The sequence below is a fragment of the Hymenobacter cellulosilyticus genome (assembly GCF_022919215.1).
Lineage (GTDB): Bacteria > Bacteroidota > Bacteroidia > Cytophagales > Hymenobacteraceae > Hymenobacter > Hymenobacter cellulosilyticus.
In genome coordinates this window covers 1,776,017-1,797,927 of sequence record NZ_CP095046.1, presented here as the reverse complement: position 1 = coordinate 1,797,927, position 21,911 = coordinate 1,776,017, and the positions used below count along the sequence as shown (strand labels likewise).

Annotated in this window: 15 protein-coding genes and 2 pseudogenes; 5 read left to right on the top strand and 12 right to left on the bottom strand. The window is 59.7% G+C overall.

The window, feature by feature from the left end; all coding sequences use genetic code 11:
- Positions 1 to 51: 51 nt before the first annotated feature.
- Entirely contained in the window at positions 52 to 225 is a 174-nt protein-coding gene (locus tag MUN79_RS08945; RefSeq protein ID WP_244677343.1) for a hypothetical protein, read from the bottom strand.
- Between the two features lie 233 nt (positions 226 to 458).
- Between MUN79_RS08945 and MUN79_RS08940 the strand changes: the two genes are divergently transcribed.
- Entirely contained in the window at positions 459 to 1,502 is a 1,044-nt protein-coding gene (locus tag MUN79_RS08940; protein ID WP_244677342.1) for a sensor histidine kinase, read from the top strand.
- Between the two features lie 4 nt (positions 1,503 to 1,506).
- Entirely contained in the window at positions 1,507 to 2,238 is a 732-nt protein-coding gene (locus MUN79_RS08935) for a LytR/AlgR family response regulator transcription factor (protein ID WP_244677341.1), read from the top strand.
- 3 nt (positions 2,239 to 2,241) lie between these two features.
- Here MUN79_RS08935 and MUN79_RS08930 read toward each other — a convergent pair whose 3' ends face one another.
- A complete protein-coding gene (locus MUN79_RS08930) occupies positions 2,242 to 5,340 on the bottom strand; it encodes a lantibiotic dehydratase (RefSeq protein ID WP_244677340.1) in 3,099 nt (1,032 codons plus the stop codon).
- A 248-nt stretch (positions 5,341 to 5,588) separates the two neighbouring features.
- Here MUN79_RS08930 and MUN79_RS08925 point away from each other — a divergent pair, with 248 nt between their 5' ends.
- A complete protein-coding gene (locus MUN79_RS08925) occupies positions 5,589 to 6,140 on the top strand; it encodes a hypothetical protein (protein ID WP_244677339.1) in 552 nt (183 codons plus the stop codon).
- 350 nt (positions 6,141 to 6,490) lie between these two features.
- A complete protein-coding gene (gene pruA / locus MUN79_RS08920) occupies positions 6,491 to 8,161 on the top strand; it encodes an L-glutamate gamma-semialdehyde dehydrogenase (protein WP_244677338.1) in 1,671 nt (556 codons plus the stop codon).
- 93 nt (positions 8,162 to 8,254) lie between these two features.
- Here pruA and MUN79_RS08915 read toward each other — a convergent pair whose 3' ends face one another.
- From MUN79_RS08915 to MUN79_RS08870, 10 genes and pseudogenes are all read right to left on the bottom strand, one after another.
- Positions 8,255 to 9,577 carry a gluconate:H+ symporter gene (locus MUN79_RS08915; RefSeq protein WP_244677337.1) on the bottom strand — a complete coding sequence of 441 codons (1,323 nt, stop codon included), beginning with the start codon at positions 9,575 to 9,577 and terminating at the stop codon, positions 8,255 to 8,257.
- A 47-nt stretch (positions 9,578 to 9,624) separates the two neighbouring features.
- Positions 9,625 to 10,137: a gluconokinase gene (locus MUN79_RS08910; RefSeq protein WP_244677336.1), complete on the bottom strand. Its 513-nt coding sequence runs from the start codon at positions 10,135 to 10,137 to the stop codon at positions 9,625 to 9,627.
- A gap of 227 nt (positions 10,138 to 10,364) precedes the next feature.
- Positions 10,365 to 10,739, bottom strand: a complete 375-nt coding sequence (locus MUN79_RS08905; RefSeq protein ID WP_244678297.1) for a DUF5110 domain-containing protein — start codon at positions 10,737 to 10,739, stop codon at positions 10,365 to 10,367.
- Positions 10,719 to 13,219, bottom strand: a pseudogene (locus MUN79_RS08900) (TIM-barrel domain-containing protein); the annotation flags it as partial. The pseudogene MUN79_RS08900 and the gene MUN79_RS08905, both read right to left, overlap by 21 nt.
- A gap of 105 nt (positions 13,220 to 13,324) precedes the next feature.
- Entirely contained in the window at positions 13,325 to 14,380 is a 1,056-nt protein-coding gene (locus tag MUN79_RS08895) for a glycoside hydrolase family 3 C-terminal domain-containing protein (RefSeq protein ID WP_244677335.1), read from the bottom strand.
- Positions 14,381 to 14,388: 8 nt separating this feature from the next.
- Positions 14,389 to 15,540: a glycoside hydrolase family 3 protein gene (locus MUN79_RS08890; protein ID WP_244677334.1), complete on the bottom strand. Its 1,152-nt coding sequence runs from the start codon at positions 15,538 to 15,540 to the stop codon at positions 14,389 to 14,391.
- A 212-nt stretch (positions 15,541 to 15,752) separates the two neighbouring features.
- Positions 15,753 to 16,931, bottom strand: a complete 1,179-nt coding sequence (locus tag MUN79_RS08885) for a RagB/SusD family nutrient uptake outer membrane protein (RefSeq protein ID WP_244677333.1) — start codon at positions 16,929 to 16,931, stop codon at positions 15,753 to 15,755.
- Complete coding sequence (locus MUN79_RS08880; protein WP_244677332.1) at positions 16,928 to 17,266, bottom strand: hypothetical protein; 339 nt, start codon at positions 17,264 to 17,266, stop codon at positions 16,928 to 16,930. The genes MUN79_RS08885 and MUN79_RS08880 overlap by 4 nt, the downstream gene beginning before the upstream one ends.
- A gap of 48 nt (positions 17,267 to 17,314) precedes the next feature.
- The gene (locus MUN79_RS08875) at positions 17,315 to 19,660 is read right to left on the bottom strand and encodes a SusC/RagA family TonB-linked outer membrane protein (protein WP_244677331.1); all 2,346 of its coding nucleotides are present in this window, start codon (positions 19,658 to 19,660) and stop codon (positions 17,315 to 17,317) included.
- A gap of 71 nt (positions 19,661 to 19,731) precedes the next feature.
- Positions 19,732 to 20,319, bottom strand: a pseudogene (locus MUN79_RS08870) (TonB-dependent receptor plug domain-containing protein); the annotation flags it as partial.
- 779 nt (positions 20,320 to 21,098) lie between these two features.
- On the opposite strand from MUN79_RS08870, the gene MUN79_RS08865 reads away from it, so the two are divergent.
- Positions 21,099 to 21,887 (top strand): NUDIX hydrolase, encoded by a 789-nt coding sequence (locus tag MUN79_RS08865; protein WP_244677330.1) that lies wholly within the window; start codon positions 21,099 to 21,101, stop codon positions 21,885 to 21,887.
- Positions 21,888 to 21,911 lie beyond the last annotated feature (24 nt).

The window sequence follows — 21,911 nt, the reverse complement described above, 5'->3', positions numbered from 1 at the left end:
TTCCCTCCGTCTAAGGCTGTTGTGGTGAGTCCAGTCGGGAAACCGGGAGCGTTAGCAGCTCGAGCCGGTAAAGATGCCCGTCAGGATCACAGTGGCGCAGGGCAGGCTTGAGGTTTCGCCGTCGTCACTGAGCAGGAAGTTGGCCTGGGTGGAAGGCTGCTTGCTGAACACGGTGATGGTAGTTTTCTTGAAGTCGAATTTGGCGGTCGTGTCGAGGTTTTTCATAGGAATTCAGAGCAAGAAGTGGTGAGTATGAAAGTATTGTTGTGATGCGCTGTAGAGTGAAACAAACATACTAGCAGGGTTCGGAAGCTGGTAAAATATTACACCAACCCAGGGTTCAGATACACCAACCCTGAATTTTCGCGGTACCTTCCTGCCTGGTTCCGCCTCGCTTTTTTTCTTTGTCCGCTGCGCAAGCATCTTGCTTCCGCCAGCGGCTCATCTGACGAATTCGCATGCTCTCCCGTCCATTCAAGGCTAAGTCTGTTCTAACCCATCTGCTCATCTGGATAGGCTACATTGGCTACGAGTCGGCATTTCTGCTGATTTCGAACAATCTAACTATTAATTTTTGGGAGACGGGCCTCTATTTCTCCCTTTTTGCCTTCCTGTTTTATGTCAACAGCTTAGTACTGCTGCCGTACTTCTTTGCCCGCCGCGCCTATGCGTCCTACGCCGCGTCAGTCTTGCTGCTGCTGGCCTTTTACGGGGCGCTGCGCTACGCCACCACGGTTTACGTGCTGCCCCAGGTTACCCAGGATCTGCACTATCCTTACACCACGGCTAAGCTGTTCTGGGGAATCACGCTTTATCGGGGAGTATACTTTCTGCTGCTCAGCTTCGGCTACTGGTTTTCGCGCAATGCCGTCCGGCTCGAAAAGCAGAAGCGCCTCAACGAGGAGCAGCTGCGCACCGCCGAGCGCAGCCTGATGGAAGCCGACCTGGCCTTTCTTAAAAGCCAGATCAACCCCCATTTCCTTTTCAACGCCCTGAATTTCCTATACGCCCAGGCCTACCCCCACTCCGAAGACACGGCCAAGGGCATTCTGCTGCTGTCGGACATCATGCGCTACGCCCTCAAAGACGACGACAACAACGGCAAGGTGATGCTGGAAAAGGAGGTGCAGCACCTGCAGAACTACATTGCCATCAACCAGCTGCGCTTCAGCAACCGCCTGCAGATTCGCTTCGAGGTAATCGGCAGCCTGCAGTTTCTGATGATTCTGCCCCTGATCCTGATAACCTTCGTTGAAAACTGCTTTAAGCACGGCGAGCTAAACGACCCGGACGCGCCGCTGCTTATTCAAATCAAAACCGAAAACAACCGGCTGCACTTTTTGACTTCCAACAAGAAACGGCATGGTCCCAAGGAGAAAACCACGGGCATCGGACTTGTAAATACTCAGAAAAGATTGGACCTTGTTTATCCGGACCGCTATACGCTGGTCGTAACCAACGACCCGGAGTTCTACACCTGCCAACTCACCATTGACCTCTAGCCCTATGATTTCCTGCCTGATAGTGGATGACGAACAGGGTGCCATTGACATTCTAAAGACCTTCATCGAGAAAACGCCTTTCCTGACGCTGGCAGGCAGTACTACCAACCCAATTGAGGCCCTGAGCATGGTGCAGGACCAGGCCATCGACCTGATTTTCCTAGACATCCATATGCCCCAGATTTCGGGTCTGGACTTCATGCGCCTACTTAAAGGCAAAAGCAAAGTAATTCTGACTACCGCCTACAGCGAATTTGCCGTGGAAGGCTTCGAGCTGGAAGCCCTCGACTACCTGCTCAAGCCCATTGCCTTCGAGCGGTTCCTAAAAGCCGCCCAGAAAGCCCTGAACACCTCCATGGATAGCACCGCGCGCTGGCAGCCGGCCGAGAAAGAGGATGACTACATTTTCGTGAAGACGGAAAGCAAGGGCAAGATGACCAAGGTCAACTTCGACGAAATCGTGTTCGTGGAAGGAATGAAAAACTACATTTCCATCAATACCGCCGACGACCGAATTGTGACCTTGCTGAATATCAAGGACCTGGAAGACCGGCTACCGCCCAAAAACTTCATGCGGGTGCACAAGTCCTACATCGTGTCCTTAAACAAAATCAAGGCCCTGGACGGCAACCAGATTCTGTTTAAGGACATGAAGGCGTACGTTCCCCTGGGCGAAACCTACCGCAACGCCTTTTTCGAGGCGTTGCAGGAAAAGGTAATGGGCGGCAAAAAGTAAGCGCTAAGCTGTAATCTGCGCGCTCTTCTGCAGGGCCTGCTGCGACTGATACTGCCGGTGCAGAAAGTCGTAGAGCACCATTTCGTGCAGGCGGGCATCCACTGGAATCAGGCGGTTGAGCAGCATGTGAATGTAGCTACCGAGCAGGCTAGGCAATTCCACATCCAGCTCTCCGCGCCGGTTTAGGCCATTGATCTGCTGGGCAATGTAGCGTACGCGCTGCTTGTGAGTGGTACCGCCCGTGAGTTCCTGCTGCCACAGGGCCTGCTGAATCGTGGGGCGGAAGCTGCGGTACTTGGCGTCGAGCTGCAGCTTCAGGCTTTTGTCCATGCCAAACTCGCGGCCGAAGCTTTCCTTGAGCGAGTGCAGCAAACTCAGCTTGTCCGCCAGCGGGTAGTCGAAGGCATCGAGCAGCTCGTCAATCTGGTGCAGGCCCCATACCCAGAGGTTGGCGCTGTCGTCGCCGGCGGTTTCGGCCATCATGGCCAGCACGGCCCGGCTGTCCTCGAAGAACAAGGATTCGGACAGTTCCATGCTGCTCGAGCCGTAGCGTTCCAGTTCGCGCCGGTAGGTGTCAATCTGGGTTTTCCAGATGTAGCCGTTGCTCACGTAGGGCTGCACACAGGCATTCACCAAGTGCACGATGTTGCCGATGCGCTGCACGTCGGGCAGGTGCAGCCGCAGGCGGATGTGGTTGTCCGGGTCGGCGTAGCGGATGAAAAACCACTTGTCAATCAGCCCTTGCCGCAGCAACTCCTCGGTCAGGGGCCGGATAACGTCGATCAGCACCCGGTCGGCCACTTTCTGCCCGCAGTAGAACTTGTAGTACAGCCACTCGGAGCCCATCGAAAACTCCCTGACAACCTCGGCCTGCTGGCTGGCCTGGGTTTTGCCCAGAGCCGTGTAGCAGGGCGCCTTGCGCAGCAGCAAGGCCACCAGCTGATGCACATAGGCCCGCCCCTGGGCGTCCTGCACGGGGCTGGCGTCCCCTGCAAATAGGAATTCCTTGAGCTTAACCATGGGCCGGCTGCGAATAGCGGCCAGCCACACGGCCACGCTGGTCGGGTTGTCGGCGTCAACCAGCAGCTCATTATCGCCGTCGGCCAGGGTAAAGAAGCGCGGCAGCTGCCAGCGGCGGCGGAATTCGAGCAGGCTTGCCTCCATATCGGCCGCGGAAGCCGCGAGCAGGTCGCGCAGGTCGGCGCGGTCGAGTTGCCAGGAGGCGGGCTGCAGCACTACCTGGCGGAAGGTAAGGCGGGGCAAAAATTTGGCGTAGAGCGACACCGCGCTCCACGAAAAGCCCAACTGGTGCTGCAGACCCTGGGTTTGCAGGTCGCACAAAAACTCGTAGACCGGCAGAGCCTGATGGCCGAAATTGTGGGCCGTACTCAGGCGGGGCACGATAATCTGGTTGGTAACCTTGGAACGGAGTACCAGCTGCTGGCCCTGCATGGCCAGAGTCAGGTCCTGCAGCCGGATCTGGCCTTCCACCGGCCGGCCCGATTGCGCCAGGTAGGGAATTTCGAAGTCCCGAAAGGCAGGGCGCAGCAGGATGTTGCCCACACGACTTACCGGCAGGTGGGCAATTTCGGCAAAGATTACGGCCGGGTTCTGGTCTTGCTCATGACGGGTCACTTCCCGGATAATCTGCTCTACACGGCCGTCGGCGTGGGCAAAACGGCCCAGCAGGTTGACGGCGCTGGAGCCGCCCGCATTTTCAAGCAGGATACGGCCTTCATCCAGCAGACGAAACATGACCGGCAGCGATGGGGGCAGTGGATTAGCTACGGCCGTGAAGCCCTGCACCTCGGCCCGGGTTATTTCCACGCTGTACTGATGGTTGCGGTCGGCCTCGCGCAGCTTCTGGTACATGAAGTGCTGCACCTCGTTTTGGCGCAGGGAGCGGGCCTTGCTGCTTTGCCCGCTCAAGGCCAGATCGTGCACCAGCGGTGAGTAGGTGCTTTTGCCAAAGTCGGAGTAGCGCAGGCCGCTTTCATTGTCGAGGGCTTCGAGCAAGGGCACGGCCTGGCCTTCGTAGCGGGCCTGAAACCGTTCTTTAAAGTCTTCGAGCCGCTCGTTGCGGTGGGGCGTGGCCAGGTAAGTCAACACGTCCAGGGCTTCGAGCAGCTGCTCCTGCACGGCGGCACTAAGCGTGGCCCCCGGCTGCAGCCCGCGGATGGAATCGGTCTGAAACAGCTTGTTCTTCTGGATCGGGATACCCAGGGGCAGCAGCGCGTCCACGATTTGCTCGTAGGCGGCGGCCGGGTTTACCGCGTTCTGGTCGAGCGTACCAAGCAGCTCCGCTACGTGCTTCAGGGTGTTTTGCAAAGACTGGATACCCGCATCGGGTGCCGCAGCCTGCAGGCGGGCCAGCACGGTTTGCAGGTGGGTGTAAAACTCGGGTCCCGTAACGGTTGGCTCCAGCTCACTGACCAGCACCTGAGCCTGAATCAACTGCTCTATGTAGGCCTGGGCGGCGGGCAGCTCGTCGTCGTTGTCGGCCAGCAATTGGGCCAATGCCAGGCAGGTCAGGCCTTCCCTGCTAGCTTCGATAACCTGCAGCAAGGTGCTGGTAGCGGCGGCCGAGCTGATCTGGTGCACCCGCTCTTCCTGCACGAAGCGGTGCTCGATGTAGCGCACTTCCTGCCCGATCTGGTAAATGCTGGTGTTGGGAAAATACCGGATCCGCTCCTTCACAGCCGACAACTCCGAAATTTGGTACGCCAGGGCGCACAGGTAGTGCATGTCGAGCCGGGTGTGGCGGGAGTTGTGCTCGGGCGCCAAAACCATGCGGCTTTCCGGGCCCCAGCTGAGCACGGAACACCCTGCAAACAGCCCAAACGGTGTGCAACGGCTGCTCATGCGGGCGTAGTAGCGCGCTACGGTACTTTGCAGCTTCTCAATTTTCCTGGGGTCTGTGAACTCCCCGCTCTGCCACTTGCGGCACTCCTGGCACAAATCGGGGGAGGCCAGGTACAGAGCTTCCATAAACCCGGCATCCTGGAGCTGGCTTTGCAGCTGCGCCCCATCAAAGCTGCTGTCGAAGGGGGCGGCTGGGGTACGAAGGACCAAATTGGGATGAAAATGGTAGAGGTGTTTCATAAGCAAATAGCGCAATAAGTGGGATGGCGAAGCAGAGAGGAAACGTACCAAACCGGCGGGCAGCCGAAGGCTTGGATTTCCACAGCATCAAATTGCACAAAACATTTTCACCAACAAAACGTAAGGCGCCCACTATCTTTTGCGACTATCCTCCGGCCGAGGACCGGAGCAGGCTAAAAATCAGCCTAGTAATAGGAAGACAGCAAAACCCATCGGACCTTGCGCCTTTTCCTTTCTCCCCACTTTCGATGGTTCAGCTTATTGGCCTTTCCGGCAAGCGCGGCAGCGGCAAAGACACCGTGGCCCGCCTGCTACAACAGCTTCAGCCTGAGCGCAACTGGCAGATCCTCTCCTTCGGCGACGCCATCAAGGCTGTGTGCGCCACGCTGGCCGGCGAAGAAACCGCCCCCTACTACCAGCAGCGCGGCAAGGCCGAGCTGCTGCCCGATTTTGGCCGCACCCGCGGCGAGATGCTGCAGCAAGTAGGCGGAGCGCTGCGGGCCTGGGACTACGAAATCTGGGTCAAGGCCTTCTTTGCCCGCCTGCCGCCCGGCCAGTGCGTGCTCGTGCCCGACGTGCGCTTTCCCAACGAGGCCCAGCCCATTCTGGACCGAGGCGGCATCATGCTGCGCGTGGAAGGCGACCCGCTGAAGCAGCAGGGCGACGGTACCCGCGACGACAACCACCCCAGCGAAACGGTGATGGACACCTACGGGCAGTTTACGGCCGTGCTGCACAACGTGGGTTCGCGCGAGCAGCTGCGGCGGCAGGTGGAGCAGCAGGTGCTGCCGCTGCTGTAATTTGGCTGGCCCGACCAGGGTGTCGGAAGCCGTTGCACGACCTACAAGGTCCTAAGACACGTGTCGGATGGTGTTGTAAACGTTTACAATGCCATCCGACACGTGGCTTGGGGCCGTTGCACAACTTACAAGGCATTAAAATAGATATCGGAGGCCGTTGTAGATGTTTACAATGCCCTCTGAAACGCAGCACAGTCCGTTGTCCATTCTGCAACAGCCTCCGCTGCTTAGTGGGCCCTATTCGGGGTGAGCTGCCGGGCAACCGCGGCGCCGCCACGCGGCGAAACGCGGCGGGGCGTTACCTTTGCCTTACCACCCCTTCGAAAACATACCTCCAACCACTCCCCGCTATGGCCAACGGCTTTTTCAACGTCCCGACCCCGATCAACGAACCCGTCAAAGGCTACGCGCCCGGCTCCAAGGAGCGTGCCGAGCTGCAGCAGGCTCTCAAAGACCTCAAGAAGCAGCAGGTCGATATTCCGATGCACATCGGTGGCCAGGAAGTTCGCACCGGCAACACCCAGCGCATCAGTCCGCCCCACGACCATCAGCACACCCTGGGCTACTTCCACGAGGGCGACGCCTCGCACGTGCAGCAGGCCATCGACGCCGCCCTGGCTGCCCGCACCCAGTGGGCTGAACTGCCCTGGGAGCACCGCGCTTCCATCTTCTTGAAAGCCGCCGAGCTGCTGGCTGGCCCCTACCGGGCCCGTATCAATGCCGCCACCATGCTGGGCCAGAGCAAGAACGCCTATCAGGCAGAAATCGACGCGGCCTGCGAGCTGATCGACTTTTTCCGCTTCAACGTGTTCTTCATGCAGGAAATCTACAAGCAGCAGCCCGAGAGCCTGCCCGGCATGTGGAACCGCCTGGAGCAGCGCCCCCTCGAAGGCTTCGTGTTTGCCCTGACGCCGTTTAACTTCACCTCCATTGCCGCCAACCTGCCCGCCTCGGTAGCCATGATGGGCAACGTGGTGGTGTGGAAGCCCGCCTACACCCAGATCTACTCGGCTCAGGTGCTGATGGAGCTCTTCAAAGAAGCTGGCGTGCCCGACGGCGTCATCAACCTGGTGTATGTGGACGGCCCCGTCACCGGCGACGTTATCTTCAACCACCGCGACTTTGCCGGCATCCACTTCACCGGCTCTACCGGCGTGTTCCAGAACATCTGGAAGACCATCGGCCAGAACATCCACAAGTACAAAAGCTACCCGCGCATCGTGGGTGAAACAGGCGGCAAGGACTTTATCCTGGCCCACCACTCGGCTCACCCCCGGCAGGTAGCCACGGCTATTACCCGCGGCGCTTTCGAATACCAGGGGCAAAAGTGCTCGGCGGCCTCCCGCGCCTACATTCCCAGCAACATCTGGGACGAGGTGAAAGGCTATGTGCAGGAAGATCTGAAGTCCATCAAGATGGGCGACGTGGAAGACTTCTCCAACTTCGTCAACGCCGTTATTACCGAGGCTTCCTTCGACAAGCTGGCCCGCTACATTGATGCCGCCAAGGCCGACGACTCGGTGGAAATCATTGCCGGCGGCGGCCATGATAAGTCGAAAGGCTACTTCATCGAGCCCACGGTGATTGTGACCAAGAACCCGCAGTACGTGACCATGTGCGAGGAGCTGTTTGGCCCCGTGCTGACCCTGCACGTCTACGATTCCCAGGATTTCGAAAAGACCCTGGACCTGGTGGACGGCACCTCGCCCTACGCCCTGACCGGCGCTATCTTCGCTCAGGACCGCTACGCCATTGACCTGGCCTCGAAAAAGCTGGTGCACGCGGCCGGCAACTTCTACATCAACGACAAGCCCACCGGCGCGGTAGTTGGTCAGCAGCCCTTCGGCGGGGCCCGTGCCTCCGGCACCAACGACAAGGCCGGCTCCATGCTAAACCTGCTGCGCTGGGTGTCGCCGCGCGCCATCAAGGAAACCTTCGTGACGCCCGTCGACTACCGCTACCCCTTTATGGGCGTGGACACCGGCGAGAACCTGAACATTACGGGTCAGGGCGGCTTCTAAGCTGTTTTTTAAGTCAACGAAAAGGCCGCTTCGGGACTCCGGAGCGGCCTTTTCGTTGACTTATGACAAGGTAACTGCTGGATTCAGCAGCTACTACATCAGCGGCAGTAGCCAGTCGAGCAGCAGCACACCCGCCAGCCCGACCACCGACACAATGGTTTCCATCACCGTCCAAGAGCGCAGCGTGTCGCGCACGGAAAGGTTGAAGTACTCTTTGAAAAGCCAGAAGCCCGCGTCGTTGAAGTGCGACAACAGCAGGCTGCCCGCCCCGATGGAAAGCACCATCAGGTTGGGGTTGGCGTGCGACTGGGCCATGGTGGGCAGCATCACGCCAGCGGCCGTCAGGCCGGCAATGGTGGCCGAGCCCAGACTCACCCGGATGGCGGCGGCAATCAGCCAGCCCAGCAGCAGCGGCGGCACTCCGGTATCGAGCAGACCCGCGGCTATGGCCCCGCTGATGCCACTGGCCACCAGCACCTGCTTGAAGGCTCCCGCCCCACCGATGATGAGCAGAATCAGCGCTACATCCTTCACCGAGGCCGAATACGCGTCCATTACCGCCGCCAGGCTCTTGCCCTGCCTAGTGCCCAGGGTAATAGTAGCAACGCCAACGGAAAGCAGCATAGCTACCACCGGCTCGGCCAGAAACGTCAGCACCGGGGCCGCGGCGTTGCCGGCGGGAAGCACGGCCTGCAAGCCCAGCACCGGGGCCAGCAGCAGTACGGGCAGCAACGACGACAGAAAGCTGTTCAGCCGGCCCGGCAAGGCGCTTTCGGGGCGGGTATCGGCCACGAACCCCGCCAGGGGCACGGCTACGATATTGCGCAGCGTGTGCGCGTACACGGGCCCGGCCAGGATAATGGCCGGTATGGCAATGAGCAGGCCGTAGCAGAAGGTCAGGCCCAGGTCGGCGTGAAACTGGGCCACCAGGGCCGTGGGCGACGGGTGAGGCGGCAAAAACCCGTGCATCACGGAAAGCGCCGCCAGCATGGGCAGGCCTACGAATACGGCCGGCAGCTTGTACTTGTAGACCACCGAGAAGATGAGCGGTATCATCAGTACAAAGCCCACGTTGTAGAACAGCGGAATGCCGATGATAAAGCCCACGACCATGAGCGTCCACTGAATGTAGCGGGTGCCGAAGGCGCTGATTAGGGCGGCGGCAATCTGCTGGGCAGCCCCGCTTTCGGCCACGATTTTGCCCAGCATAGCGCCCAGCACAATGACAATAAGCACCGAGCCCAGGGTTTCGCCCAGGCCCTGCGACACGGCCCCTAGCAGCTTAGCCGTCGGCAGGCCCAGGGCTAAACCGACCCCGAGCGAAACCAGCAGAAACGCCAGAAACGGATGCACTTTCGCCCAGCTGATGAGCCCAATCAACGCCAGCACGGCCAGTAGCAGAATCAGAAAGGGCATACGGGAAACTTACTTGGGCTAAATAAAGTCAAGGGCAATGGTGGACATTAAGCTGGCGAATCGGCCGGGCTGAAGTGAGCAACTATCCGGCTTACCAGGTATTCCGGGGCGGCATCGATGGGCAGGCGTAGCGCATAGGCCGGCCGCTCCAGAGTGGCAAACTGCGAGTCTAGCAGCGCCGGGTTCATGTAGTGGCCTTGCCGCCCTTCCAGCCGCCGGCGCACCAGTTCCAGCGAACCATCCAGGAGTGTCCAGGCAATAGGCTGAGAAGCAGCGGCGCTGAGCTCCTGACGGTACTTTTCCTTCAGGGCGGAGCAGGCCAGCACAGCGCCTTTGCCCTGGCTCCACTCCTGAATGCTGGCAGCCAGGCTGGTTAGCCAGCCCTGTCGGTCGTCGTCGGTGAGCGGGGTACCGCCCTGCATTTTGGCTATGTTTTCGGGCGAGTGAAAGTCGTCGGCATCAAAGAATGACAGGCTGAGCTTCTGGGCTAGCAGGCGGCCCACGGTGGTTTTGCCACTGCCCGATACGCCCATAATGATGAAGACCTGGCTGGCTGACATGAATTGCGGGAAAGTTGGGAAGTGGGTTTGAACGGAAAGGAAGCTGGATCCAAGGTACGTACCGGCTAGCATTGACCGGCCGCGGGAGCTACGGAAGATGCTGCCCTTGCAGAGGCAACCTCTTCCGCAGCTCATTCACGCACCACTCCACTGCCGGACCACCCACTCAGCCAGCAGCCCATTTTTCACCAATTATTACTAACCATCAATCTAATACACACTATGTTTTATTCTACCGGCACGGTCACGGCCTGCCCGGAATAGCTAACGGTTTGGCCCGCGGTCTGGGTTAGGTTAGCAGGTACAGGCCGGGCTTTGCTGACGGCCACTACCCGAAACGTGCGCTGGGTCGTCATGCCCGGAAACGCGCCCTGCCGGGCCCCGATGGTCAGGGTTTTGGCCTTTTCGTCGTAGCGCAGGGGAATGGTGGCAAAGGCACCCTTTTCGTAGTTGTAGTTCACGTCCTCGTCCTCGTAGAGCGTAAACTGCCCGTCGCGGCCAGTGTAGACGTAGAGCGTCAGCGGGTCGGCAGGCTTTTCGGCGGCGTACTGGATTTCGGGGCCAAAAGGCAGGATGGCGCCTTCGGGCACAAACAGCGGCATGCGTTCCAGCGGAGCGGCTTCCACAATCTGCCGGCCGCCGGCCTGGTGCTGGCCGGTATAGAAGTTGTACCACCCCGTACCGGCGGGCAGATACAGGGGCTTTTCCCGAGCCTGGTACTCGGTAATGGGGCTGACGAGCAAGCTGGGGCCGCACATAAACTGACTGCCGATGCTGCGCACGTTGGGGTCGGCGGCGAAGTCCATCTGCAGGCCCCGCATCAGGGTGTAGTTTTCGTGGTGCACCCGGCCGGCTAGGGAGTAGAAATACGGCATCAGGCGGTAGCGCAGTTGGTCGTAGTAGAGCATGCTTTGGTAGGCTGGATGCGTCTCGGGCGCAATGTTGAACATCTCCCGGAAGGGAAACTGCCCGTGCACCCGAAACAGCGGACAAAAGGCCCCAAACTGAAACCAGCGCGCCTGCAGCTCCCGCCACTCTTCCAGGTCCTGGGCGTTGGGCTTTTCGTAGCGCCGCTCCACGGCAAAGCCGCCGATGTCGGTGGTCCAGTACGGAATGCCCGACAACGACAAGTTCAGGCCGGCCGGAATCTGGTTCTTGAAGTCTTCCCAGCGGGAGCCAATGTCGCCGCTCCAGATGGCCGCCGCGTAGCGCTGGGAGCCGGCGTAGCCCGAGCGGGTCAGCAGAAATACGCGCTGATTGGGCGCCGTTTGGCGCTGCCCCTCGTAGATTCCCTTTGCATTCTGAAGCGGAAAGCCGTTGAAATACTGGGTGGCCGAACCCAACGCTGTGGGCGTCATCAGCTCCTTGCGGGTGGGCACCGAGGTGTTAGAGTAAATGTCGGGCTCGGAGGCGTCCATCCACCAAGCGTCGATGCCCTTGGTGAAGAGCTTGGTGTTCATCAAATCCCAGAACGCCTGGCGGGCCTGGGGTTGAAGGCGTCGTAGAACGTGGACGTGTAGCCGGGCGCAATCCAGTCTTTGGTGCGGTTGGCAATGTTGCGCGGGTAGAGGTAGCCTTTGCTTTGAAAGTCGCGGTAAGCCGGGATGCCCTCGTAAAACTTGGCCCACACCGAAATCATGAAGTGCAGGTTCTGGTCGTGCAGGGTTTTAATCAGCCCGTCGGGGTTGGGGAAGCGGCTGGGGTCAAACTCCTGGCTACCCCACTCGGCGGGCTTCCAGTACGACCAGTCGAGCACGATATTGTCGATGGGAATGCGGCGCTTGCGAAACTCGGCGGCCACGTCCAGCATTTCCTGCTGGGTTTTGTACCGTTCCCGACTTTGCCACAGCCCCATAGCCCAGCGCGGCACCATCGGGGCCTTGCCCGTGAGCTGCCGGTAACCGCTGATGACTTCGTCCAGGGTCTGGCCGTGCACGAAGTAGTAGTCCAGACTTTGGCCGGCTTCGGAGGCCAACCCGTACTCGTGCTGACTCTGGCCGAGCAACGGACTCAACCATTTCAAACCCAAATAGGATTCGTCGCCGTCGGGGTTCCACTCGATTCTGATGGGGTATTTACGGCCGGCTTCCAGCTGCAAGGCTACTACCGCCGTGCCCGGGTTCCAGGCCTGCCGCCACTTCTCCACTTGCAGCTTGCCGTCGAGGTAGAACTTGACGTAGCCCGCATTCTTGAGCAGGAAGTGGTGTAGCCCCGCCGTGCCCGACTCAATCGAGCCTTCCCAGCTGACTAGCGTATTACCCAGCTTGAGGCCGGCCGGAAAGTTTTTCTGGTCCTCCAGGTACTCGTAGTTCAGCACCGATTCGGGCCGCTGCACCAGCACTTCCGCCGGCTTGTCCTTGCGCACATACGTGGCCGTGAGCCAGCCCTGGGTGCCTTCCTTGGAATAAAGCTTGAGCGAGGACAGCGGCTGGTAGTCGCGCGTATCCCCGACTTTGGTGATGGAGTAGTTGTCCCAGAGCAGGCCGTAGTTACGGCTTGACACGAGGAAGGGTACGGCTACGTCGGTGTTGTTCTGGGCCAATTCCACCTGCTGGCCGCGGTAGTTCATCGTGCCGTTTTGGTGCTGACCCAGGCCGTAGAGCCCCTCTCCTTCCGGCGAGTCGAAGACCTGCTCCAGCTGGTAGAGCGGGTGCCCGTCGGCTACGATGGGCCGGAAGGTTTTGCCCCCACCCGGCCGCTCCTGCAGAATGGTGCGGCCCTGAGAATCGGTGAAGCTAACCTCGCCGGTACTGAGCGACACGGTAGCCCGCAACGCGCCGGTGCTAATGGTGCCGAGGCCTTTTTTTTCCTTGTATTGCCACTTCACGGCGGTAGGCTGCTGCGGCACCACCATCAAGCTGGGCGGCGCGGCAATTACCTCCTGCGGACTAGCCTGCACGCGGATAATCTGGTCGGATACTACCTGCAGGCGCACCGTGCGCGGGTCGTTGTCGTTGCGGCGCGGCAGATGCACCACAACGCCGTCTGCCTGCCGCTGCACCGTGGCTTTTTGGGCCAGGGCAACGGCAGGCAGCAGGATAGCGCCACTTAAAAGAAAAACACGGAAATAGGAATTGACCATAGAAGGCGGATAAGTAGGCCTACCCAAAACCGTCCGTTTTCTTCCGCCACCCAAGCACGAGCAGACGTACCCAGCGGCGGAAGAAATTGGACGGCCAGGGTTTGCTTACAGGGTCACGTTGCCGGTGAGACGAATGTCGCGGGAGGAGCTACCCACCAGCACGTCGAACTTGCCGGGCTCCAGGACCCACTGCTTTTTACCCTCGTCGTAGTACTGGAAGGCATTCGAATCGAGGTTCACCGTTACGGTTTTCGACTCGCCGGGCTTGAGGAAAACCTTGTCGAAGCCCTTAAGCTCCTTCTCGGGGCGCTTCACGGCAGCCTGCTCGTCGTGCACGTACACCTGCACCACTTCGGCCCCGGCGGTTTTGCCGGTATTGGTCACCGTCAGCTTCACGGTGGCGCTCTGCTTACCGGGCGTTACGGTTAGCTTGTCGTACTTGAAGGTGGTATAGCTCAAGCCGTGGCCGAAGGCAAACTGCGGAGCTACTTTGTAGGTGTCGAAGTAGCGGTAACCCACGAAGATGTCGTCCTTATAGAACTGCTTGAGCGGGTTGCCGGGCGTGCTGGGGTATTCGCCAATCTTGTGGGCCGGCGAGTCTTCCAGCTTCACGGGGAACGTCAGGGGCAGCTTGCCCGAGGGGTTCACGTCGCCAAACAGAATGTGCGCCAGGGCGTTGCCGCCTTCCATACCGGGGTACCAGGCTTCCACAATGCCTTTGGCCTGACCGGCCCAGGCCGACACATCAATCGGGCCGCCGCCGAGCAGCACCACTACGGTGTTGGGGTTGGCTTTAAGCACAGCCTGTACCAGCTCATCCTGGCCGAAGGGCATGTTCATGTCGGGCTTGTCCACGCTTTCGGCGTCGTAGGCGTTCTGGTCCCACTTGCTGTAGTCGTAGCCGTGAATCCAGCCGCCCACGATGATGGCTACTTCCGAGGCTTTGGCCGCGGCTACCGCTTCGGCAATCAGCTTGGCATCAGCTTTCTGGCCCGGGGCCACGGTGTAGCCGGGCGCGTAGGTAATCTTAGCCTTGGTGCCCAAGGCATTTTTCAGGCCCTGCAGGGGAGTAATTTCATACTTGGCTTTCACCTGGGCACTGCCGCCACCCATGGCGTTTTCGCGGGTGGCATTGGCCCCGATAACGGCCACACTTTTCACGGTTTTCTTCAGGGCAGAATGTTGCCGTCGTTTTTGAGCAGTACAATGCCTTCCTCAGCTACTTTCAGGGCCGTGGCCTGGTGCTGCTTGGTGTTGTAGGAGCCGGCTTTGCGTTTAGCTCCATCCAGCATGTTGGTAGCGTACATCACCCGTAGAATGCGGCGTACTTTGTCGTCGAGCAGGGGCTGCAGGCTGGGGTCTTTCTTGATGGCGTCGAGGGCGGCATTGCCCAGGAAAAACCGGTCGTATACTGTTTCACTGAGCTTTTCCTGGTTGATGCTGCCCGAGGTCTGGGACGTGCCCTGGTAGGCCAGCACCAAGTCGGTGCCCATTTCCAGGTCGGTGCCGTTGCGCAGGGCGTTCTGGGTGTTGTGCACCGAGCCCCAGTCACTCATCACCACGCCGTTGAAGCCCCATTCCTTTTTCAGAATGTCGTTCATCAGGTAGGCGTTTTCGGTGGCCCAGGTGCCGCGGAACTTGTTGTAGGAACCCATCAGCGTGTTCACCCCGCCTTCCTGCACGGCAGCCTTGAAGCCCGGCAGGTAGATTTCGCGCAGGGCCCGCTCGCTCATGTCCACGTCCACGTCGTTGCGGTGAATTTCCTGGTTGTTGGCCGCGTAGTGCTTCACGCAGGCCGATACGCCCTGGTCCTGCACGCCTTTGATGTAGCCCACCACCATTTTCGAGACTAGGAAGGGGTCTTCGCTCAGGTACTCAAAGTTGCGCCCGTTCAAGGGGGCCCGGATGATGTTGATGCCGGGGCCCAAAATCACGTCTTTGCCGCGGTAGTTGGCTTCCGCGCCCAGCACCGAGCCGTAGGCGTAGCCCAGAGCCGGGTTCCAGGTCGAAGCCAGGGTGTTGTTGGTGGGCAGGTAGGTGCCGGCGTCGTCCACGCCTTTCTGGGCCGTCCAGCCGCGGCCGTGCTCGAAGCGCACCCCGTGCGGGCCGTCGGAGGTTTCCAGTTCGGGAATATTGAGGCGCTCCACGCCACCCGAGTTGAACGACGATACGGCGTGCACCATCTTGATTTTCTCTTCCAGAGTCAGCTTGCTGAGCAGGGCATTAACCTTGTCGTCATTAGCCGTGAGTCGGGCCTGCTGGTTTTCCTTGGGGGCCGGCTTGTCGGTCGTCGGGCCCGACTTGCTTTGGGCAACGTACATGCTCATCATCGCAGAACAGACTGTGGTGCCCAGCAGGGCCGCAAAACGGGGGATTTGTAAAGCATAGAAGTAAGCGGAAAGAAGGTATGCAGAGTGGATTTTTGCCCGAATCGTAATCAGGGCGCCGGCAGGGAAAAGCAGCGCCCGTTGCCAGACGCCACTTTTCCCACCAAACGGAGCCCCCGGCGGGCAGTTACAACCCAGCCGGTGGATTAATAGCCCGGATTCTGGCTTAGGTTCGGATTCACGTTGCGCTCCGACTGCGGAATGGGCAGCAGGTTGTTGAAGTCCTTAGCGGGTTTGCCCTGGGCATTCATCGTCTTGACGAGATTGTCGGTGCGCTTCAGGTCGTACCAGCGGTCCATTTCGAAGGCCAGCTCGTAGCGCCGCTCCCGCAGCACGGCCGCGTTGAAGTCAGGCGTAGCTGCCGTGAGGTCCTTGGCCGAAGGCGCATTGAGAGGGAAGCCGAACGCCCGGCGCCGCACCTTGTTGATGGCATCCAGGCCTTCGGGAGTTGGACCCACGGCCTCGGCCAGGATCAGGTACACCTCGGCTAGGCGCAGTATCGGCACGTTCAGGGGCGAGTCCCAGTTGTTCACGTTTACGGTGCCCACAAAGAACTTGCGGATGTTGAAGCCGTACGGGTCGCCGACGAGCGAGGCCGGCTGCACCTGCCCGTCGGGGTATTTGTCGCCGGGCACGAACACCGTGGGACCCTTGCGCAGGTCGCCGGGCTCGAAGCCGTCCACAAATTCCTTTTCCGGGATGTTGAAGCCGTACCCACCCGACGATACCACGTACGGGCTACCAAAGAAGCGGGCGCCCCAGAACTCGTTCATTACCGAGCCGGGGCCGTCGGTCGTGTAGCTGCTCAGTCCGTTTTTAAACTGCACCTCAAACAGCGACTCCTGCCCGTTCTCATTTTCTACCTTGAAATTGTCGCCGAAATTGGTCCACAGGCTTTTGCCGGAGCCGGCAATAACAGCCCGGGCCTGCACGGCGGCTTCCGGCATTTTCTTCTCGGTCAGGTACACCTTGGCCAGCAGGGCCGTGGCCGACCATTTCGTGGCCCGTCCCACGTCGTCGCCCGAATAGGATGCGGGCAGCTTGGTAATGGCGTCGAGCAGGTCTTTTTCAATCTGGGCATATACCTGGGCGGCAGGCGTGCGGCTCAGGCTGGCCGCTTCGGCGGCCGTGGCCGGGGGTGTCAGCACCAGCGGCACGTCGCCGAAGCCCCGCACGAGGTAGAAGTAATACAGGGCCCGCAGGAAGGCGGCCTCGCCCAGGCAGCGGTTCTTGATGGCGGCATCCATTTCAATGGCCGGCACGCGGGTCAGTACCTGGTTGGCCTGGCCCACACCCAGGTAGGCGCGCTGCCAGTGACTGGTCACGAGCGGGTTGGTGGCCGGAATGGTAAAGTTGTCGAGCTGCTGAAACTCGATGCCGTCGGCGGCCCCACCCCACCCAAGTAGGAGTTGTCCGACATCACGTCGCCGATACCCCAGAGCGAGTAGTTGTACATCCCGTTTTGCTGCAGCTGGGAGTACACCGCGTTGGTGGCCTGAATAGCGTCGTTCTGGGTTTTATAAAAGATTTCGGTGGTAACGGCATTGCGGGGCTGCAATTCCAGGAAGTCCTTGCCGCAGCCGCTGAGCAGGCTCAGGGTGCCCAGGGCCAGAATCAGCGCGCGTTTGGGTAAGCGTTGGGTAGTGGGTTTTTGTAACATGGTCATCACGTTTGAGGGGAGAAAAAGGCAACTCGGCCGGCCGCTGGCTTAAAAGCCGATGTTGATGCCGGCCAGGAAGGTGCGGGCCTGGGGATACACGCCCCGATCGACGCCGAAGCTGCCGCCCTGATTGCCCAGCTCCGGGTCGAAGCCTTTGTATTTGGTGAAGGTTAGCAGGTTCTGGCTGCTCACATAGACGCGCACCCGCTGGGTGTAAATCTTCTTACCCAGTTCCACGGGCAGCGTGTAGCCCAGTGTGAGCAGTTTCACGCGCATATAGGAGCCGTCCTCGATGTAGTGGGAGGAGATGCGCAGGTTCTGGTTAGGGTCACCGGCTACGGCGCGGGGAATGTCGTTGCTCGTGCCGGCGCCGGTCCAGCGGTCCAGGGTAATCGTGCTGGCGTTGGAAGCGCCGTAGAGGCCGCCCTCGGTGTAGTAGCGGTTCAGGTTATACACGTCGTTGCCCTGGGAGCCCTGCAGGAAGATGTTCAGATCGAAGCCCTTAAAGCCCAGCGTGTTGTTCAGGCCATACGTGAAGCTCGGGTTCGGGTCGCCGATAAAGGTGCGGTCCTGGTCGTTGATGATACCGTCGTTGTTGAGGTCCTTGAAGCGGATGTCGCCGGGGGCCGTGCTCTTAGTCGGGTCGGTACCGGCCACCTGCACGGCGTGGTTTTTCACGTCCTCGGGAGTCTGAAACAGGCCATCAGCCACGTAGCCGTAGAAGGAGCCGAACGGTACACCAGCCTCGTAGCGCACCAGGTTACCCCCGCCCCGGGTGTTTTGCCCGTCGAAGGGCTTGCCAGCACCGAGCGAGGTAATTTCGTTGCGGTAGGCACTCACGTTCAACGAAGTAGTCCAGCTCAGCCCGCCAGCATCCCCGGCGAAGTTGTTGGAGGTAATGGCCAAGTCGATGCCGCGGTTGGTAGAGGCTGCCGCGTTGGTGTTGATGCTCTCACTGGTACCCGACACGTAGGTCACCGGCACGGCCGCAATCAGGTTGGGTGAGGTGCGGCGGTACAGGTCGACAGAGCCCGAGAGGCGGTTTTTCCACAGCCCCACGTCGATACCCACGTTGAACTGCTCGTTGTTTTCCCAGCGCAGGTCCGTGTTCTGCAAACGGGTTGGGGCGCCGCCGATTACCTGCAGCTGGTTGCCAGTACCGAACACATAGCCCGTGCCGGGCACGCCGTTGTTGGACTGCGGCGTCGAGTTGACGGTGGTCAGGTAGGCAAACGTGCCCGCGTTGAGCGGATTGCCCACCCGGCCATAACCCACGCGCAGCTTCAGGTTGCTTACGTACGCGTTGTCTTTCAGGAACTCTTCCTCCGAGAGGCGCCAGCCGGCCGAGGCCCCGGGGAAGAAGCCAAACTGGTTGCCAGGCGCAAAAGCCGAGGAACCATCGTAGCGCAGAATGGCCTGGAACAGGTATTTACCGGCAAACTCGTAGTTAGCCCGGCCAAAGTAGCTGGCCAGGCGGGTCCGGCTGTTGCCGCCGTTGTTGCTGAGCTGGGAGTTTACCGGCCCACGGTCCAGAATTGTTAGGTTGTTGGTGCTGTAGCCGGTGCGGGCACCGCCGAGGTAGAAGTTGTCGAACTGCTGGGCCGACTGCCCCAGCAGCAAGCTAAACTGGTGGTTGTTGCCAATAAGCTTATCGTAGGTCAGCGTGTTCTCAATCAGGTAGCTCGGGCTGTAGTTGGAGCTGCTGTTGGCCGTGGCCTGGGAAGTCGGGTACTTGGAAGAACCGACAATGGAGGGAAAAAATTGGTCACCCTGCAAAAACTGCAGGTCGGTGCCCACGTTGGTGCGCAGGCGCAAACCTTTCAGAGGCTCCAGCTCGGCGTAGAACGTGGAAGTTACCCGGTTGCGGTTGTTCCGGATCTGAGGCCGGCGGGCGGCTGTCACGGGGTTTTCCTCGCCGTAGTTGTCGGCGCTGGTAAACTCGTAGTAGGTACCGTTCGGGTTGAAGGCCGGCGCGGTGGGCGGGGCTTGCAGAGCCAGCTGGATAACGCCCGAAAACTCGTTGTTTTCGTTGTTTAGGGGCTGTTCTTCCTGGTGGGTCAAGCCCAGCGTATTACCGATTTTGAGGACTTTGCTGAGCTGCACTTCCCCGTTGGCCCGCAACGTAAAGCGCTGAAAGCTGGAGTTGATAATGGTGCCGTCCTGCTGGAAATAGCCGGCGCTGGCGGCGTAACGGGCTTTTTCACTGCCCCCGTGGCCGACAAAGCGTAGTTCTGAATCTTGGCCGGCCGGAAAATCTCGTCGAGCCAGTTGGTACCGGTTCCCAGGGAGCTGGGGTTGGCGTATTTCGGAATCACGTCGAGGCCCCCGTTGCGGCGGGCTTCGTTGTTGAGCTGGGCAAACTCCTGGGCGTTGAGCAGCGGAATCTGCCGCCACACCTGCTGGGTACCCACGTAGGCATCCAGGTTGATGCTCGACACGCCGGCTTTGCCCCGCTTGGTAGTTACAATAACAACGCCGTTGGCGGCCCGTACCCCGTAAATAGCCGTGGCCGAGGCGTCCTTCAACACGTCGATGCTTTCAATGTCGTTGGGGTTGATGCTGTTCAGCTCGTTACCCGTGGCATTGCCATTGCCATCCACTGCCGAGGGCAGCGGAAACCCGTCCACCACATACAGCGGGGAGTTGTTGCCGGCCGAGGTAATGCCCCGCACCCGCACCGAAGTGCCGCCCGTACCCGGCGAGCCTGAGTTGGATACCACCTGCACACCGGCTGCCCGGCCCTGAATGGCCTGGGCTGCGTCGGATACGGGCTGCGCGGCTACGTCGCGCCCCGACACCGAAGCCACGGCGCCCGTTACGCTCTGCCGCTCCTGGGTGCCATAACCTACTACTACTACTTCTTTGAGCGCCTGCGCGTCTTCGCTCAGCGTCACGTTGAAGCTGGTAGTGGCTTCCGTTACGGGTACTTCCCGGCGCGAGTAGCCCACAAAGCTGAATACCAGCACGCTGCCTTCGGGCACTTCCAGGCTGAAATTACCGGTAGCATCGGTACTAGTGCCCACCGAACTCCCCTTCACCACCACCGTAACGCCCGGTAGCCCTTCCCGTTAGCCTGGGTAACCCGACCGGCCACGCGGACGTTGGCCACCTGCTGGGGCTGCAGGCTCGTTTCTGGTGCTGGCCGCAGCGGAGCCGCCGAAGCCACAAACGTTTGCAGGCTACTAGCAGTAAGCAGCGCCGCTCCCTGTAAAAGGATTTTCCTGTGTGATTGTGAAAGCATAAAGGTGGGATTTTAAATGGGAGTTAGTGGACAAAAGCAGGCAAAGAGGTGCCAGTCAAAAAGCAGTGCAGCTTTCGAGTCAGAATAGAGGGAGCAGAAACAGATAATAGTATCGTCGGAAAGTTCAATCTACCGACGCGTACGGGCACGATTATTCAGGCCGGAAAATTTCGGCTTTTGAATTAGGGCAAACAGGTGTGGGGAGAGCCTTTTTCGGGCCCTCAGAGGAAGTATGCTCAGATTAAGCTCCATAAATTAGGAGCTAGCTGTGCAGCTTAAAAACGGCGTCATTGCCAGTCAACAAGGCGGCCGTAGAGCGGAAAAAGTACTAGTAAGGACTGGGCTGGCTTAGCAGGCTCTGTTTAGAGCCCTGAGCAGCGGTGCGTCGCCGGGGAAACCAGCGGAGAGTTCTGCATACGATGGGGGTTAGCAGTGGAAATTTCAGCAGGTCGGAAGTAGAGGATAAGCAGGAAAACGGGAACTTGCGTATCGAAATCAGGCAAGCCGACGCAGTTCTTCTGCAGTGTCTACGGGCCGAATATAGAAACATTTGTTTACAATGCGTAAATTCTACGCAATAAACTTTCGCTTATGAATACGCGTCAGGACGTCCTGGATTTTGTGCATCATGGCGCAGAGCGGTTTTTGCCCCATCTTTCCATCGACTGCGCCATCTTTGGCTACCACGACCACGAGCTCAAAACGCTGCTCATTCGGCACCACGGCCAGGAAAACTGGAGCCTGCCGGGCGGCTACATCGGGCGGCACGAAACCCTGACCGACGCGGCCCACCGCATTCTGGCCGAGAAAACCCAGCTCACCGGTTTGTTCTTGCAGCAGTTCTACACCTTCGGCGACAGCGCCACCCGGATGAACGACATCAAGACCGAGCAGACGCACAACACGACCTACTCCAAGGTGGGCGTCAGCCTCAGCCCCGGGCACTGGCTTTCCGAGCGCACCTTGTCCATTGGCTACTACGCCCTGGTCGACTACCTGCAGGTGGTTGTGACGCCCGAGTTTCTGGTCGACGAATATTGCTGGCTGAACGTGGCCGATATTCCCGAGCTGGTGTACGACCACAACGAGATTATCCAGAAAGCTCTGCTAACGCTGCGGGCTCATATTTTTCAGCAGCCCATTGGCTACAACCTGCTGCGGGACAAGTTTACCCTGCCCGAAATTCACTCCCTCTACGAAACCATCCTGTGCCGGCAGATTGACCGGCGCAACTTCCGCAAGAAGCTCCTCACCCTGGGCCTGATCCGGCAGCTCGACGAGCAAAAGAAAATCGGGCCCCACCGTTCCCCTTTCCTCTACGAGTTCGATCTGGAAAACTACAGCCGGGCCCTGGAAGACGGCTCTATATTGACTTTCTAGTCAGCAGCTATAGAGTGCCGCCTA